14 protein-coding genes are annotated in these 16,650 nt (G+C 64.3%); 3 read left to right on the plus strand and 11 right to left on the minus strand.

What is annotated here, in order from left to right; all coding sequences use genetic code 11:
• Window positions 1-74 precede the first annotated feature (74 nt).
• The 3 genes from YH64_RS07090 to fdnG are packed head-to-tail and all read right to left on the minus strand — an operon-like array spanning window position 75 to window position 4,678.
• The gene (locus YH64_RS07090; RefSeq protein WP_046805600.1) at window positions 75-707 is read right to left on the minus strand and encodes a formate dehydrogenase subunit gamma; all 633 of its coding nucleotides are present in this window, start codon (window positions 705-707) and stop codon (window positions 75-77) included.
• Window positions 700-1,599, minus strand: coding sequence for a formate dehydrogenase subunit beta (fdxH, locus tag YH64_RS07095; protein WP_046805599.1), 900 nt, complete (start codon window positions 1,597-1,599; stop codon window positions 700-702). Before fdxH ends, YH64_RS07090 begins: the two co-directional genes overlap by 8 nt.
• Before the next feature lie 10 nt (window positions 1,600-1,609).
• Entirely contained in the window at window positions 1,610-4,678 is a 3,069-nt protein-coding gene (gene fdnG / locus YH64_RS07100) for a formate dehydrogenase-N subunit alpha (RefSeq protein WP_143215278.1), read from the minus strand.
• Between the two features lie 228 nt (window positions 4,679-4,906).
• Here fdnG and YH64_RS07105 point away from each other — a divergent pair, with 228 nt between their 5' ends.
• Window positions 4,907-6,409: a DUF1254 domain-containing protein gene (locus YH64_RS07105; RefSeq protein ID WP_046805596.1), complete on the plus strand. Its 1,503-nt coding sequence runs from the start codon at window positions 4,907-4,909 to the stop codon at window positions 6,407-6,409.
• A gap of 79 nt (window positions 6,410-6,488) precedes the next feature.
• Complete coding sequence (locus tag YH64_RS07110; RefSeq protein ID WP_046805595.1) at window positions 6,489-6,989, plus strand: acyl-CoA thioesterase; 501 nt, start codon at window positions 6,489-6,491, stop codon at window positions 6,987-6,989.
• Window positions 6,990-7,010: 21 nt separating this feature from the next.
• Here the strand turns inward: YH64_RS07110 and YH64_RS07115 are convergent, their stop codons facing one another.
• The 8 genes from YH64_RS07115 to YH64_RS07150 form a co-directional block, all read right to left on the minus strand.
• Window positions 7,011-8,243, minus strand: a complete 1,233-nt coding sequence (locus YH64_RS07115; RefSeq protein WP_052946042.1) for a T6SS immunity protein Tli4 family protein — start codon at window positions 8,241-8,243, stop codon at window positions 7,011-7,013.
• Window positions 8,231-10,012 carry a triacylglycerol lipase gene (locus tag YH64_RS07120; RefSeq protein ID WP_052946041.1) on the minus strand — a complete coding sequence of 594 codons (1,782 nt, stop codon included), beginning with the start codon at window positions 10,010-10,012 and terminating at the stop codon, window positions 8,231-8,233. Before YH64_RS07120 ends, YH64_RS07115 begins: the two co-directional genes overlap by 13 nt.
• A gap of 156 nt (window positions 10,013-10,168) precedes the next feature.
• Entirely contained in the window at window positions 10,169-11,176 is a 1,008-nt protein-coding gene (locus YH64_RS07125; protein ID WP_046805594.1) for a sterol desaturase family protein, read from the minus strand.
• Between the two features lie 2 nt (window positions 11,177-11,178).
• On the minus strand, window positions 11,179-11,946 hold the full coding sequence (locus YH64_RS07130; protein ID WP_046805641.1) for a polysaccharide deacetylase family protein: 768 nt from the start codon (window positions 11,944-11,946) through the stop codon (window positions 11,179-11,181).
• 139 nt (window positions 11,947-12,085) lie between these two features.
• Window positions 12,086-13,030, minus strand: coding sequence for a YncE family protein (locus YH64_RS07135; protein ID WP_046805640.1), 945 nt, complete (start codon window positions 13,028-13,030; stop codon window positions 12,086-12,088).
• Between the two features lie 209 nt (window positions 13,031-13,239).
• Window positions 13,240-14,112 carry a DUF2950 family protein gene (locus tag YH64_RS07140; protein ID WP_082134531.1) on the minus strand — a complete coding sequence of 291 codons (873 nt, stop codon included), beginning with the start codon at window positions 14,110-14,112 and terminating at the stop codon, window positions 13,240-13,242.
• Between the two features lie 4 nt (window positions 14,113-14,116).
• Window positions 14,117-15,568: a DUF3300 domain-containing protein gene (locus YH64_RS07145; protein ID WP_046805593.1), complete on the minus strand. Its 1,452-nt coding sequence runs from the start codon at window positions 15,566-15,568 to the stop codon at window positions 14,117-14,119.
• Between the two features lie 144 nt (window positions 15,569-15,712).
• Entirely contained in the window at window positions 15,713-15,928 is a 216-nt protein-coding gene (locus tag YH64_RS07150) for a molybdopterin-binding protein (protein ID WP_046805592.1), read from the minus strand.
• 222 nt (window positions 15,929-16,150) lie between these two features.
• Between YH64_RS07150 and YH64_RS07155 the strand changes: the two genes are divergently transcribed.
• Complete coding sequence (locus YH64_RS07155) at window positions 16,151-16,588, plus strand: universal stress protein (protein WP_046805591.1); 438 nt, start codon at window positions 16,151-16,153, stop codon at window positions 16,586-16,588.
• Window positions 16,589-16,650 lie beyond the last annotated feature (62 nt).

A 16,650-nucleotide genomic window follows, 5' to 3' on the forward strand; every position in this document is an offset into this window, starting at 1 on the left:
GTCTCCAAAAAAACAAACACGGCTGCCAGCCTTCGAAGAAGGATAGCAGCCGTGCGATCAGGATAAAACCGGCGCTACTTCCGGATCTGTTCGCGGAACCAGGCGCGATGGTGCTTCCACGCCCAGCCCGCCGTGACATAACCGCGCAGCATGGCCGTCAACGAGCCCTTGACCCAGATCGCGGCGTAGATGTGCACGATGATCGAGCAGATCAGCACCAGCGCACTGACGGCGTGCACCACGGACGCGACCCGCACCACCCAGATCGGGAAATAGAACGCGAAATATTCGCGCCAGATCACGATACCGCTGGCGAACAGGCCCAGCATGCACAACACCAGCACGTAGAACAGCAGCTTCTGGCCGGCGTTGTACTTGCCGACTTCGGGCAGCTTTTCCTCGCGGTTCTCGACCACGTCGTTCAGCTGCTTGAGCCACTGGCGATCAGCGCGCGTCATCAGGTTGTGCCGCCACATATGGCCGGCGAACACGACGAAGCAGACGAACATCACCACCCCGATGATGGGGTGCAGAATGCGCGTCCAGGGGCCGCCGCCGAACAGGTTGGTCAGCCAGTACATCGACGGGTGAAACAGCGCCAGCCCGGACAGCGCCAACAGAATGAACGTGAAGGCGATGATCCAGTGGTTGGTGCGCTCACCCGGCGAATAGCGCTTGATGCGACGGTGACGGTGGTCTTCAGTCATGGCGGATCTCCTCTTCGGCGCGGCGCTCGTCTTCCTCCGACACCTCGTTACGGCCCACGCGGGCGTAGTGGAAGAATCCCGCCAGGGCGGTCAGGGCCATCGCGGCCACACCCAGCGGTTTGGCCAAGCCCTTCCACAGCGACACCATGGGACTGATCTTCGGGTCCTGGGGCAGGCCGTGATACAGCCCGGGCTGGTCGGCGTGATGCAGCACGTACATGACGTGGGTGCCGCCCACGCCTTGCGGGTCGTACAGCCCGGCTTGGTCGAAACCGCGGGACTTCAGGTCCACGATCCGTTCCTCGGCATGCTGCTTCATGTCTTCCTTGGTGCCGAAGACGATGGCGCCGGTGGGGCAGGCCTTGACGCAGGCCGGCTCCTGGCCGACGGCCACGCGGTCGGAACACAAGGTGCACTTGTACGCCTTGTGGTCTTTCTTGGAGATGCGCGGCACGTTGAACGGACAGCCGGTGATGCAGTAGCCGCAGCCAATACAGTTTTCCTCGTGGAAGTCCACGATGCCGTTGGTGTATTGGATGATGGCGCCCGGCGAGGGGCAGGCCTTGAGGCAGCCCGGGTCCTCGCAGTGCATGCAGCCGTCCTTGCGGATCAGCCATTCCAGGTCGCCGGCGGGGTTCTCGTATTCCGAGAAGCGCATGACGGTCCAGGAGTGCTCGGTCAGGTCGGCCGGGTTGTCATAGACGCCCACGTTGGTGCCGATCTCGTCGCGCAGATCGTTCCATTCCATACAGGCGCTTTGGCAAGCCTTGCACCCGATGCACTTGGAGACGTCGATCAGCTTGGCGACCGAGCCGGTGATGGGTTCACGGATACCGGGCGGCGGCGTGGTGGTGGCCGAGCGCCGCTTGATGTCTAGGGATTGCATGGACATGTCGGTTCTCCTAGGCCTTCTCGACCTTGACCAGGAACGACTTGAATTCCGGTGTCTGGGAATTGCCGTCGCCCACGAATGGCGTCAGGGTATTGGTCAAAAAGCCGGGTTTGGCCAGGCCCACGAAACCCCAGTGGATCGGAATGCCCACGTGGTGCACCGTCTTGCCTTCGATGGTCAACGCACGCAGGCGCTTGGTGACCAGCGCCACCGCCTTGATGTAGCCGCGGTTGGACGACACCTTGACCCGCGACCCGTTGGCAATACCCAGTTCCTTGGCCAAGGCATCGCCGATCTCGACGAATTGCTCCGGCTGGAGAATCGCGTTGATGCGGACGTTCTTGGTCCAGTAGTGGAAGTGCTCGGTCAGGCGGTAGGTGGTGGCCACGTACGGGAACTTGTCGACCGTGCCCATCGCGGCCAGGTCGTCCTTGAAGACGCGCGCGGCCGGGTTGCTGGTCACGCCCTTGGCCTTCGGGTACAGCGGGTTGTATCCCAGCGGCGTTTCGAAGGGTTCGTAGTGTTCCGGGAACGGCCCTTCGGCCATGCCCGCCCGCGCGAAGAAGCGCGCCACGCCTTCCGGGTTCATGATGAACGGCCCCATGCCGCCGTCGGGGTTTTCGTCGCCCTTGAAGTCGGGGATGTCGGCACCGGCCCAGATCTTGCCGTTCCAGCCGATCAGCTTGCGGCGCGGATCAAAGGGCTTGCCCGCCACGTCGCAAGATGCGCGGTTGTACAGGATGCGGCGGTTGGCCGGCCACGCCCAGGCCCAGTTCAGGGTCTGGCCGATGCCGGTGGGGTCGCTGTTGTCGCGCCGCGCCATCAGGTTGCCGCCGGGCCCCCAGGCGCCGGCGAAGATCCAGCAGCCGCTGGCGGTGGAGCCGTCGTCGCGCAGTTCCGCAAAACCCGCCAGTTGCTCGCCGCCCTTGCGGGTGACCTTGGTGGGGTCCTTGGGGTCGACCAGGTCCACCAGGGCGCGCCCGGAGTATTCCTTGGCCAGTTCCTCGGCGGTGGGGTTCTGCGGGTTCGAGTACGGCCAGGACAGGTTGACGATGGGGTCGGGATACGTGCCGCCTTCGTCCTGGTACATCTTGCGCAGGCGCGTGAAGATCAGCGACATGATTTCGATGTCGCTCTTGGCTTCGCCCGGAGGCTCGGCGCCCTTCCAGTGCCATTGCAGCCAGCGCCCGGAGTTCACCAGCGCGCCGTCTTCCTCGGCGAAACAGGTGGTGGGCAGGCGGAAGACTTCGGTCTGGATCTTGGACGGATCCACATCGTTGGCCTCGCCCGCGTTGCGCCAGAATTCGGAGGTCTCGGTGACCAGCGGGTCCATGATGACCAGGAATTTCAGCTTGGCGAAACCGTCATTCAACTTGGCCTTGTTGGGCGCCGCCGCCAGCGGGTTGAAACCCTGCGCGATGTAGCCGTTCATCTTGCCCTGGACCATCAGCTCGTAGACCTGGAGCATGTCGTAAAGCTTGTCCAGCTTGGGCAGGTAGTCGAACGCCCAGTTGTTTTCCGCCGTGGCGGCGTTGCCCCACCAGGCCTTCATCAGGCTGACGTGGAACTTGTTGTAGTTCTGCCAGTAGCTGAGTTGGTTGGGACGCAGCGGCTTTTGCGTACGGGTCTCGATGTACTTGGCGTAATCCTGCTCGGGTTCGTTGGGCAGCGTCATGTAGCCCGGCAGCAGGTTCGACATCAGGCCAAGATCGGTCAGGCCCTGAATGTTCGAGTGCCCGCGCAGCGCGTTCATGCCGCCACCGGCGATGCCGATATTGCCCAGCAACAGCTGCACCATCGCGCCGGTGCGGATGATCTGCGAACCGATGGAATGCTGCGTCCAGCCCAGCGCATACAGGATCGTGCCCGCGCGGGTGGGGCTGGCGGTGGACGCCAGCATTTCGCACACCTTCAGGAACTTGTCTTTGGGCGTGCCGCACACGCGCTCGACCATGTCTTCGGTGTAGCGCGAATAGTGCTTCTTCATCAGTTGGTAGACGGTGCGCGGATGCGCCAGCGTCGGGTCCGTCTTGACGAAACCGTCGTCGCCGCGCTCGTAGTCCCAGCTGGCCTTGTCGTAGGAACGCTTGTCGGCGTTGTAGCCGGAATACAAGCCTTCCTCGAACGTGAAGTCCTCACGAACGATGAAAGAAAAGTCGGTGTAATTGCGCACGTACTCGTGCTGGATCTTGTCGTGATCCAACAGGTACTTGATGACGCCACCCAGGAAGATGATGTCGGTGCCGGTGCGTATGGGCGCGTAGAAATCCGCCACGGATGCCGAACGCGTAAAGCGCGGATCCACAACGATCAGCTTCGCCTTGTTATGGGCTTTTGCTTCCGTGACCCATTTGAACCCGCACGGGTGGGCCTCGGCGGCATTGCCACCCATGATCAGCACTACGTCCGCGTTCTTGATGTCGACCCAATGGTTCGTCATCGCTCCACGGCCAAACGTCGGGGCAAGACCTGCCACCGTCGGGCCGTGTCAGACACGTGCTTGGTTATCGAACGCCAACATCCCCATGCTGCGCACGGTCTTGTGCGTAACGTAGCCCACCTCGTTGCTGCTTGCAGAGGCGGCCAGCATGCCGGTGGTCAGCCACCGGTTGACTGTCTTGCCGTCCGCGGTCTTCTCGACGAAGTTCGCGTCGCGGTCGGCTTTCATGAGTTTGGTGATGCGGGTCAGCGCGTCGTCCCACGACATCCGCACCCATTTGTCCGACCCGGGCGCCCGGTATTCCGGGTACTTCAGGCGGTTGGGGCTGTGGATGAAGTCGATCAGCGCCGCGCCCTTCGGACAGAGCGTGCCGCGGTTGACGGGGTGATCAGGGTCGCCTTCGATGTGCATGATGCTGGCGCGCGCGTTCTTGGCGCCGTCGCCCAGACCGTACATCAGCAAGCCACAGGCGACCGAACAGTAGGGACAGGTGTTGCGCGTTTCAGTCATGCGCGCAAGTTTGTACTGGCGCACTTCAGCCATGGCCGTGCCGGGGGCTACCCCGAGCAATGCCAGGCTAGAGCCTGCCAGGGTGGCACCTGTCACCTTGAAGAACTGGCGGCGATTCATGTTGACCATGAAGCACTCCTCTCCTGGTGAATGACGAAAGCCGGTGGCTTGCCCAACGCGGAAAAGCCCTACAACTTCCAAGGATATTTCAATAAGTATATTCGCAAGACCAAGTCGCGCGCCACGGAAAAAGCCCGGCTAACGCCGATTTGGCGGCGAAATGGGAGTTGTTCGCAGATTTTGGAGTGTCTGGCGGCTGCTACATTCCTCGTTCACGCTTGACCGTTGGAATGCCCGATGCGCCGTTTTGTTCCCTTGGCTTTGTGCCTGGCCTGCCTGGCCGGGACGCCCGCCCCCACCGCACTGGCCGCGCCCGCATCCGCGCGGCTCACACCGGCCGCCGCCGCAACCGAAGTCGCCCAGCAAGCGGCCATGGAAGGCTACCTGTACTTCTATCCGCTGGTGACGATGGACTTGAACCGGCGGCAGTTCACGCATCCGTCGCGAGGCGCCCAGGGTGCGGCCGCCAACACGTTCCTGCATGGTCGCGGCCTGCCCCCGGCCGGCGAGGCGGCCCCGTGGGCCAACCCCGACATGCTGCGCAGCACCGGCTGGATCGACCTGACGGCCGGCCCCGTCGTGCTGTCGGCGCCCGACACCCAGGGCCGGCTGTATTCGTTGACGCTGGTGGACATGTGGACAGACGCCTTCGCCATGCTGGGCAAGCGCACCACCGGCACGGGCAAGTCCAACACCGTGATCGTGCCGCCCGGCTGGACGGGCACGCTGCCCTCCGGCATGGCCCGCATTGACGCACCGACCCCGCACGTCCTGGCCAAGCTGCTGATCCAGGCAGACCGGCCCGCCGATTTCGCCGCCGTGAATGCCTTGCAGGACGGCTACGCGCTGACGCCGCTGTCACAGTGGAACTTGCCGGCGCAGTCGCAGCGGGTGAAGTCGGACCCCAATCTGGACCTGAAGATAGCCGTGCGCGAGCAGGTGGAATCCATGCCGACCGACGCGTTCTTCACCTACGCCGCCGAGCTGCTGCGCAAGAATCCGCCGCACGCAACCGACCAGCCGATGCTGGCCAAGCTGCGCCAGGCAGGCCTGATTGCGGGCCGTCCGTTTGATTTCGACAAGCTTGACCACCCCGCCAAACAAGGCATGCGACGCGGACTGCGCGCGGCGCGTGAGCGCATGCAGGCCGCCGCGGGCGCCTCGCTGCGCAACCTGAACGGCTGGCAACAGGAAACAGCCAGCGTGGGCGTGTATGGCAACGCGTACCTGCGCCGCGCGCTGGCCGCGCAAGCACAGCCTGGCGCCAGCCTGCCCGAGGATCTGGCCGTGCTGCTGCTGGCTGCCGACAACCAGGGTGCCCCGATCAACGGCGCGCATCGTTACTTCTTGCACTTTGAAGGCGGGCAGCTCCCGCCCGCTGGCGCGCTGTGGTCATTGGCCGCTTACGACAGCCAGGGCATGCCCGTTGCCAACATGCTTGGCCGTCATACCCTGGGCGACCGTCAGCCGTTGCGCTACAACGCCGATGGCTCACTGGACCTGCATTTCAGCCAGACGCCGCCCGCCCCCGAGGACCAAGCCAACTGGCTGCCGCTGCCCGCATCGGGCGCCGTGACGATGTTGTTGCGTATGTACGAACCGCAGCCGGTTTTGTTGGACGGGCTGTGGATGCCGCCCGCCTTGGTGCGCGATGATCCGCAGCCGCCGGCGGAAGTGGATTCGGATGTGGATGTGGAGCCCGCCGCCAGCGCCGCCCAGCCTTCCGAGAAGAAACCCTAGCACGTGGCCGGATGACGGCTCGGTGACAGGCGCCTGCCGCTACCATAGGCGTTTTATTTTTCAATGATGAGCGCCCGCCATGGACGACGCCTTTAGCCACCAATTGTCGATGACCATCCTGATGACGCCTGACATGGCGAATTTTTCAGGGAACGTACACGGCGGAACCATCTTGAAGTACCTGGACCAGGTGGCCTACGCCTGTGCCAGCCGCTACGCCGGCCAATACGTGGTCACGCTGTCGGTGGACCAGGTCGTGTTCCGCGAACCCATCCACGTGGGCGAATTGGTCACTTTCCTGGCGGCGGTGAATTACACCGGACGCACGTCGATGGAAATCGGCATCAAGGTCGTCACCGAAGACATCCGCAAGAAGCTCGTGCGCCATACCAACAGCTGTTATTTCACGATGGTGGCGGTGGACGACAACGGCGCACCCACCGCTGTGCCGCCGCTGGCCCCGCGCAACCTGGAAGAAAAGCAACGCTTCGAAGCCGCGCGTCTGCGCCGCGAACTGCGCCAGGAAATGGAACGCCGCCACGACGAAATCAAACGGGAAACGACGCACGACGCGCCGTAACGGCTGGCGGACCGGCGGGGGCTATTTCTCTGTGCCGGGTTCGCTGGCGATAAAGTCATCCAGGGCTTTTCGGGCCGCTTCCGCCTGGGCGGGGGTAGGTCCACGCGTAGCGCTTTGCGGCTCGACGCGGGGCGGAGCAACGGCCCCGTAACGCGGGCGCAGTGAACGCATAGCGTGATCCCAGATTGCCAGCGCCTGATCCTTGCTCAATGTGGAGTCGACAGGTGGACGGGGCCTTTTTCTTTGCCACAACGGAGGATCGCCCCGAGGGACAAAGTTGGGCAAAAGCCAATTAAGCAACTTGTCCGGTGTGACCTCCGGGTTGGCGTGCAGTCGGGGCACGCCGCCCGCGGTCAGGCGGAAATTAACCGATGGACTCGCCAACGAACGACTATCCCTGTAGTTTTCAGCCACAAACAAGAACCCGCGATGGTCTTTCGTTTCATACCGCATCAGGTATTCCTCCGCGGGATTCCCAGCCAGCGTGGTATGCCCCTTGCGCACCACATCGGGGTCCCAGACGCGAAAGGCTTTGAAGTCACGGACCATGCGTTCGATGAGGCGAGGCGACTCATTGCGCGCGGAGTCACTGAAGTAGATTTCCAGTTTGACGTTCGAGCCTCGCGCCATGAAGCTCACGATGCCCATCTCGTGGTCGTGCGTACCCCGGATGATGACGGGGCCCAGCGAAAGGCCCGGGCCGGCCGCTTCGGCTTGCTTGACGCCGACAACTTGCGCAGCGAGCTCAAGCAGGCGCGACTCGACCTGTGCATTGCTGCCCTCGTACGAGTTTGCTGCCAGCTTGACGTGCGTGCCGTTCACCAGCAGATGCAGTTCATAGGTTTGCGACCCCGTGCTGCCCAGGCTCCGGTGAAATTGGAACAGCCACTTCCCCCGCGCCAATTCCTCCGCACCGAGAAGCACGGATTTGCCGGTTTCAGAACTGTTGACGGCGCCGATGCGGCGGGCGCGTTCTGATAGAGCCTCGTCAAGCTGAGCCAACGTGATGTCTTGCCCCAGAATATCGATTTGAACGCTCGTATGATCGGCCCCTCCTCCGTAGTAGAGCTTCGCGAACGCCCTGGAAGGCGGCCCCCAGTCGGCGGGAAGTTCGATCAGTTGTCTGCCTACCGCCCACGTTCGCATGGGGCCGGTAATCTCGTTCACGGCGGATTCCTCTTTTGAATGAAATAGGGCCATCACGCCCGCGGCGAGCCCGGCCGACAGACAAAGCAGCGGGATCAAGCGACGCATGACGGACGCTTGGCTTGAGCAGCGATCTTGATGAGGCTATACAGCGTGAAGTGGCGGGTCTGCATCACTTTGAATGCGCCCTCATGGTCAAAGCCCGTGGCGCTGACTTGCACCCGCACTTGGCCTTCGCGCGCCTGCGCGGCCGGCGCCTGGCCTGAACTGACCGGAACCGTGCCATCACCGATGCCGTCCTGCATTTCGCAGTGCAGTTCCCAATGGCTGACTTCCATGGATACGGCTAGCCGGCCTGCTCTGACCGGCACGTGTTCCACGACGCGACTGCCGCCAACGTACAAGGGGCTTGATCCTTGATCTCGCACCTGCGCCATCTGCATGGTGGACACAACGAAGGCATCCGGGGGCACGCCCAAAGGCCGATTCAGATCGCCCCGTCCGGCTCGCATTTGCCAGGTAATGGTTTCGAAACTCGGCTGTTTGGCGTCAGCCCCGTAATACACGTAGGTGTTGGGGTGATAGGCGGCGTCTATCCTTTCGTGAAACAGCTTCGCCAGTTCGATATTTTCCGCGTAGTCCTTCCACTCGGCGGGAGCCCCATCCTTCGGCTTTAACCACTCTTCGCGCAGCAACGCCCACCAGCGATCACGGCGCAAATAGATTTCCTGGTACGGGTCTGCCTCAGGACGCGCAGGCATGGCGGGCGCGTGGTCGGGGTCTCGCAGGCGTAACCATCCCGGCGAATAGTTCTTGGTGGGCAGCAATTGCAGTGCACCCGGCGACTGGGCGAATACCGCTGTGACGTCCTGGCCTGTCACGCCGATCACGGCGGCGGCCATCGCGCTTTCTTGCTGCATGCCCACTTTGCAGCGCCGGTATGCCACCGGGGCGCCATGGGTCGGCATCACGCCGTGCACCACGCCTGCAATGGCTTCGCTCATGCCGGGTAACTGCGCGCAACGCCGTGCCACCAGCCCGCCCATCGAGTGTGTGACCAGGATGACCTGCTGGCACTCGGACCCGTACTGACGCCTGATTTCGTCGATACGCTCGGCCAGCTTGTTTGCCGCCACGTTGTTGTCCGCCAGCCAGTTGTAGCCAAACGCGTGCACCGGCATCCGGTATGCGGCGCGGGCGGACAGGTCGTCCGTCTTCAGATGCGGCAGCTGGCGCAGCAGGTGTTCGCCCAGGCCTGCCAGCGGCACCTCCAGCCCGGGCTTCAGGCGCGGCTGCAACGAGGGGTCGTCGGGCACGTCCAGGTGCATGGACTTCAGTTGGAATTCCGGCCACTCGTGCGGCCGATAGGAGCTGTTCAGCGAGTCTTCGAGCCAGATCAGGAACGGGTGATAGCTGCTTTCGCCGACTTCGCCCCAGCCCCGTTCGCGATAGCGATCGATAAGCGCCTGTTTGCTTTGCGTGGCCGATTCGACGGAAGGCACGATCACCGAACCCACGCGACGCTCGGGCACGGCGCCGGCGTCATCGACGGTCACGCGGTCGGGGTGCAACACCGCCTGACGGGTCCCTGCGGGAACGCCGTTCCAACGCCGGAACAAATCAACAGGTTTGCCTGCCAAGCCTGCATCCAGCCGCCAGACGGGTTCGGCTTCTTGCCCGTCATCAGGCACGGACTTCAGATTCGAGCCCATGATGCCCGGAACGAATACGACCGGCAGGATAGCGTCCGGCGGGATCCGCAGGATGACCGGATCGCACTGCTCGGCGGGCGTCAGGGTCCACTGAAACACGGGCTGGCCCCGGGCGTTGTAGGACATCGGGGCGAAACGCTGCGCGGGCGCTGCGGTGTCGGGCACGGCGGGCTCCTGAGTGGGGCACGCGCGTGGCCTTGGCGGATTGCGTGGCGCTGCGCGAGCGAATCACTTGACCCGCAACAGTGATGGCGATCCGACAAAAAGGCTATTGGACGAGTCTGATTTCCGGTTCAGATTGCTAAGAACCCGCGTGGCGAATCAGGCCCGCTCCGCCGCTCCGGGCGGTGGCGGCGGCGCCGAGGCCGGTTCGCGGTCTCGGCCCACCATGCGCTTCAGACCCAGCCATTGCTGCGACCAGAACCCGCGGCCGTAGTCGCGGCCGCCCAATTCGGCCTGCTGGTCGTGGATGCCCGTGGGGCCATAGCCCACGCCAAAACGGGCGGTGCGAAACAGCACGTCCCAGATGGGGAACAGCGCGGCAAAGTTGTAGCCGCCGACGGGGCCGGGCGTGGACGCGTCGTAGGCGATGGAGTGGTGATGCCGATGGAAACGCGGACTGACCAGCAGGCGTTCGCCCAGCGCGCCGAAGTGCATGCGCAAATTGGCGTGCGAGAAGCTTTGCGCCAGCTGCGTAATGGCCACCACCGCCACGAACTGCGCCGGCGGCACGCCCACCAACTGCGACACGAACACAACCAGCACGTCGCGCAGCATGTCGTCCAGCAGGTGGTTGCGGTCGTCGCTCCAGATGGTCATCTGGCGCTGGCTGTGATGCACGGCGTGCAGCGCCCACAGCCAGCCGAAGCGGTGCTGCGCACGGTGGTAGACGTAGTCGACCGCGTCGAACAGCAGCAGATAGATGATGAGGCTGACCCAGGCCTTGTCGGTCACGCCCGGCCAGTACTGGTCCAGCTGGAAAGGCGCAAAGCCCCACACGTGCAGCTGGCCGAAGACGCTGTCCCAGAACGGGTCGATGGTGAAGAACAGCGCCAGGCGAAAAACGCCCAGGCGGTGGATCAGCGTGTACAGCACGTCGATGCCGATCTGGCGTCGGTCGGTCACGGCTTCGACGGGCCGCAGGCGTTGCAGCGGGCCGAACACCAGCACCAGCACGGCAACCTGCACCAGACCGACCAGCAGCCACATGGTGGCGTCATAGCCGTCCTCGATGAAGTTGCTCATTCCGAGGTGAAACAGCGCGGGCTGGATCAGCGTTTCGAAGAGCCATTGCTGGCATGCCCCGAAGAATTGGCTAAGCGTTTCCATGATCAATGATGCGTGGCGATCCAGTCGCGATAGGCCGGATGCGTGTCCAAGGTGGCAAAACAATAGCCCTTCTGCTGCAAGCCCACAATCAAGGGCTCCAGCACGGCGGGCGCCCAGGGGTCCTGGCGCGACCAGATGCCCAGGTGGGCAAGCAGGATATCGCCGGGCTTGATGGTGCGCAGCGCCTGATCCAGCAGCTTGGCGTTGGGAAATTTATCGCTGGGCAGTTCATCGCCCAGGAAGCCGGCCGGCGACCAGCCCACGTGTTCGTAGCCGCAGGCCTTGGCGGCCTGGAGCAGGGCGGGCGACGTCTTGCCGCCCGGTGCGCGGTACAGCGGCAGCATCCTGGCGCCCGTCATCTGGTGAAAGCGGGTGGCCGAACGCTTGATTTCGGCGCAGTACTGTTCGGCCGTCCATTCGGCGCGCTTGCCGGTGTCCGGGCCCGCGCTAGGCTTCACGCGAAACTTTCCGCCCGGCAGGTCGGCCTGCCAGTAGACGTGGTCGTAGGTATGCGATCCGAAAGCATGCCCTTCCGCCGCGCGCGCCTTCCACCACGGCGCCCAGACGTCATCCAGGCTGGAGCCGTCGGTCTTGGTGCGTTCGTTGGCCAAAAAGAAAGTGACCTTGACGTGATGGCGGTTAAGCACATCGGCGATCAGCGGCGCGACCCCCATGTGACCGGTGTCCAGGGTCAGGTAGACGGGCTTGTCGCAGGTGCCCGGCGCCGCGGCATTCGCCACCGGCACGGCACACGCCAGCGCCAGCGTCATGGCCAGCAAGCGCACGCCAGCGGGCGCAGCGGGCGCAGCGTGGGGGCGACGCCTCGCCGCCGGGCCGCCCCAAGGCGAGGCAGCCCCCTCGGGGGGCAGCAAGCTCGCGCCAGCGAGCGCAGCGTGGGGGCAACAATCCCTATCGGGTCGGCGCATGGTTCAGCGTCCAGACGCCGTGCGGCGACTTGCCCACCGGGACCTGGTTCACGACCTTTTTCTGCTCCAGGTCCACCACCGTCAACTTGCGCGCCCAGCGCGAGGTCACCAGCAGCGTCTTGCCATCGGCCAGCACATCCATGCAGTCCGGGCCGCCCGGCACCGCGAAGGTGTCGGTCACGGTCAGCGACAGCATGTCGATGCGGCTGATGGAATTGGCCGTGCGGTTGCTGACGAACAGGTGGCGCTTGTCGCCCTGCGCGCGAAACGCGTGCGCGCCCGCGGCGGTGGGAATGCGCTTGACCAGCTTGGCCGGGCCCTTGCTGACGTCATAGGCTTCCACGAAGGAATCGCCCGTCAGCGCCACCAGCAGGGTCTTTTGATCCGGCGTCAGAAACACGTCGGCCGGCGTCTTGCCCACCGATACCGTCCACTTGGGCGTTTGCGTCGCCAGGTCGATGGCGATCAGCTGGTCGCTGTCCTGCAAGGTGACGTAGGCCGTCGTGCTGGTCTTGTCGATCATGATGTGGCTGGGCGTCTTGCCCGCCTGCACCCGCTTGACCAGCTTCAGCTCGGCGCCCTTTTGCTGCGGCTGCCACGCGTAGATGTCGATGTGGTCCAGCCGGTTGGCGGCCGTGACGAACCACTTCATGTCCGGCGAAAACTGCAACTGGTAGGGGTCGACGATGTCGGTCAGCGTGCGCTGCACTTCGCCCGTCTTCGGGTCCATCATCGTGATCGTGTTGCCCGTGGCGTTGGCCACCATCAGCGACTTTTCGTCGGGGGTCAGATACAGGTGGTGCGGTTCCTTGCCGGTAGGCACCCGGCGCAGTTCCTTGTAGGACACCGGGTCGACGATGCTGACGTTGGCGTCCAGGGAATTCAGGACGAAAATCGGGGCGGATGCCGCCGCTGCGCTAAGCGCCATCCCTACGCCGGCCAAGGCGTAGCGGACAAAATGCAAGGGGTTCAATTTCAAGGTCCGGCAAAAGAGGATCGGGCACCGATCCCAGTGCTCGCCATTTTAGGCACAGCCACCTTTCAAAAGGGCAACAAGCGGGGCTTTGGCGGCATTCGCTTGCGCCTGTTGCGACTTGGCAACATCCCCGCCGGCCCTGCCCCCGAAATGCCAAAAAGTCATTTGGCGCCAACGGGTTGCGCGTCGGCGTCCACCCACGCGCCGGCAGCGATATCGCGTTCCCGCAGCGCCTGCGCGCGGCTGGCGGAAGCCGGCCCCAGGTCAGACTCCAACACCCCGCCTTGCGGCCCAATCACAAAGGTGCCGATACCGGTCTGCCCGTATCGCGCGGGCCACGCAACAATGCGGTAAGCCGTGCTTTCGGAGCCGGGCAGGATCTTGTAGCGATAACCAAAATACGCGTCCTCGGCCGGCACCTCGGGGCCCATCGCCAGCGCATCGGGACCAAACGCCTGGGGCGGGGCGCCCGGCACTTCGGGCCAGTACAGACCGTCCATGGCACCGGGGCGGCTGATCAGGCGGCTGGCATAGCGGCCCTGCCCCACGCCCTGTTGATACCGCGTCTGGGCCGCTTGCAGCTGTTGCAGCGTCTCGATGGCGGCCAGTTCGTTGCGGCCGATCGCGCGGCGGGTCAGTTCGGCCTTGCCCGCCACCGGGTCGAAGCGCCAGCCCTTGCCGACCTGGGCGATAGGCACGGGCATCGTCCAGCCGGAATCGCCCACGGCCAGCCAGGAACGGCCGCCATCGGCGATGACTTCATGTTTTTTTGCCCACGCCGACAGGAAGCGATAGATGTCGTCTTGCGAGACGCCGCCCGGCACCAGCTGTTTGTGATTGGGTCCCAGCACCTTGGCCATGGCCGACGAATCGCTGGTGGCCAGCGCGTCGGTGAAGGCGTCAGCCGCGGCCTGCGCGGTCGGATACACGCTTTGCGCGGCCGTCGGCGCGGCAACGCAAAGCGCCAACAGCGACACGGCGCCCAGCGCGCGCGCACGAACCCAGGCATTCGTCATGAAAGCTCCCTTGTTCATGGTGCTACCTCCGGCCGCCGATATGGCCGCCACCGCCACCGCCACCGCCTCGATGCCCGCCGCCGCCGCTTGCCCGATGACCACCGCCCCCGCCCCCGCTGCGATTCATATCGCTACGGTGGCTTTGCTGGCGCATGCGGTCGCCGTTGCCCGCGTCGCTTAACGCGTTGCTGGTGTTCGTTGTCCGGGCGCGATCGCGAGCCGCCGATTCGTCCGCGCGCTGGCGTTGCGCCGCGGCCTGGCGATCGTTGGTGGACACGCTGGACGAACGGGGCGTGTGCGAGCCTGCGCCCTGTCCGCCGGTGCCGGCGCCTGAGTGATTCTGCGCGCGGTTTTCCCCGCGATCCTGCCCCCGGTCGGCCGCGCCCTCGCCACTGCGGCCCGCCGCGCCCTGGCCGCCCCGGTTGGCGGCGCCCTGGCCACGGCCGGCGCTGTCGCCATGGCCGGCGATGGGTTGCCCGGTACGCCCTTCAAACGATTGCGCCGCGCGGTCACGTGCCGCCTCGCGGGAACCGGCAGCGGGGGCCGCGCCGGCCGCGCGCGCGCCCTGCCCCTGACCCGCCCGCTGGCCGGATTGCCGGTTCTGCACGCCTGCCTGGCGCTGGCTGTCAAAACGCTGCCGGCTGGCCGAATCGGCATACGGCGTATTGCCGCGATTTTCAGGGTTGTGCTTCCACGACACGTTGTTGTTACGGGCGTTGTCGATGCGCTGGTTCACGTTGATGTTGTTGTACCGGTTCACATCGATATCGACATCGTTGTGTCCCCAGTCAAAGCCGCCCCACATCGAATTGACGGCCGCCACCCCCAGGCCGAAGCCGATGCCCGACACCAGCGCCGTCCCAAAGACGGACCCCGGCGGCGGCGGGTAGTAATAAGGCGGATAAGTGGGATAGGCCCAGGCCCCGTACACCACGCTGGGGTTGTAGCTGGGCACGTAGACAACTTGCGGATCGGTGGGCTGGATCACCACCACCGTCTTTTCGTTCGTGGTGCTGGAGGTGACCGTCTGCTGCGGCGTGCTTTTCAGGTTGCCCGCCTTTTGTGCCTGCGTGCGCAAGCGCTGCACGGAATCCATCACCGCATCGGGCTGCGCCAGGAAGGCATCGCCCACGGATTTCACCCAATCCGGCTGGCGCCCCATCATGTCCATCACGGAGGGAAACGCCACCAGGGATTTCACGCTGGGATCCCAGGGCTCGGCCTCGACGGCCTTGACCGCCTGGTCACCCGATTCCGAGGTATGGGCCGCCGACCATTTGGCCGCGGCGGCGATGTCGTCGGGGTACGTGGACCCCATGAGGATTTGCGACAGCAAGGAATCAGGGTACAGCGCCACCGGCGCCATCAACTGATCCAACTGCCCCTTGTCCAGCTGGGTTTGGGCCACCGCCGGCAGACAGACCGCCAGCCCCAGGCACAACCAGCCAATGAACCACCCTTGCAGTCGACGCATGAACCGTTCTCCGTGAGGCAACGCATGAAGCTGAAAGCCACGAGGGAACTGCCGGATATCGCGATGACAATATATGCCTAACGCCGGGGCAAGGGAATATTTTTCAGTACGGCCGATCAGCGCGGCCGATCCGCTGCGGCGAATTCATAGCTTGGCGACGGACACCTCGGTCGCCTTGACGAATGCCAGCACCTCGGTGCCCACCTGAAGGTCCAGCTCCTTCACGGAACGCGTGGTGATCACCGACGTAACGATGCCGGCGGGGGTGTCCACGTCGACCTCGGACACGACCGGCCCGAGGATGATCTCTTTGATCTTGCCGCGAAACTGGTTGCGGGCGTTGATGGATTGAATGGTCATGAAGGGTCCCGGCCTGAGGCGGAAAGGTGAAAGGCGAAGAGGCATTCTTTCACCCTGTCCGGATGCGGAAAAATACTTAGTCGGCATGACGTTATGCCGGTGGGACGGGCGCGCGTAACGTCCCCTTCGCATCCTCCTTTCGCGGGACTGGATAGCGCGCAACGGCAGGCCTATACTGATTTCGCCGTTGCTCGACATTCCTTTTCCTAAAGGAGAGGCAACATGTACAGGCATTTGCTCATCGCCGTGGATGGTTCGCTGCTATCCGAATCGGCATTCAAGCGCGCCCTTGTCTTTGCCAAGGAAATGGGCGCCACCATCACGCTCATTCGCGCCATTCCCGAAGACCATTTGCTGGTCTATCAGGCCGAAATGCTGGGCACGACACAGGCGCATCACACCGACCAGGCCCGCAAGAACGCGGAAGGCTACCTGGAAGGGCTTGAGATGGAAGCCCGACACGCGCTGGTGCCGTGCAACGTCGTCGTGATGGTCAACGACCATCCGCACGAGGCCATCGTGGAAACCGCCAAAACGCAGGGTTGCGACCTGATCATCATGGGTTCGCACGGGCGGCACGGCATGACCGGCTTTCTGCTGGGCAGCGAAACGCAGCGCGTGCTGGCCAAGACACGCCTGCCGGTGCTGGTGTTTCGATAGGTGGGCGCGGGTCGGGCGGGGTCGGGGCCAGGACCAGGGCCGGCTCTGCGTCAAGGCCCCGG

The organism is Achromobacter sp. LC458 (assembly GCF_001005835.2).
GTDB lineage: Bacteria > Pseudomonadota > Gammaproteobacteria > Burkholderiales > Burkholderiaceae_B > Achromobacter > Achromobacter spanius_B.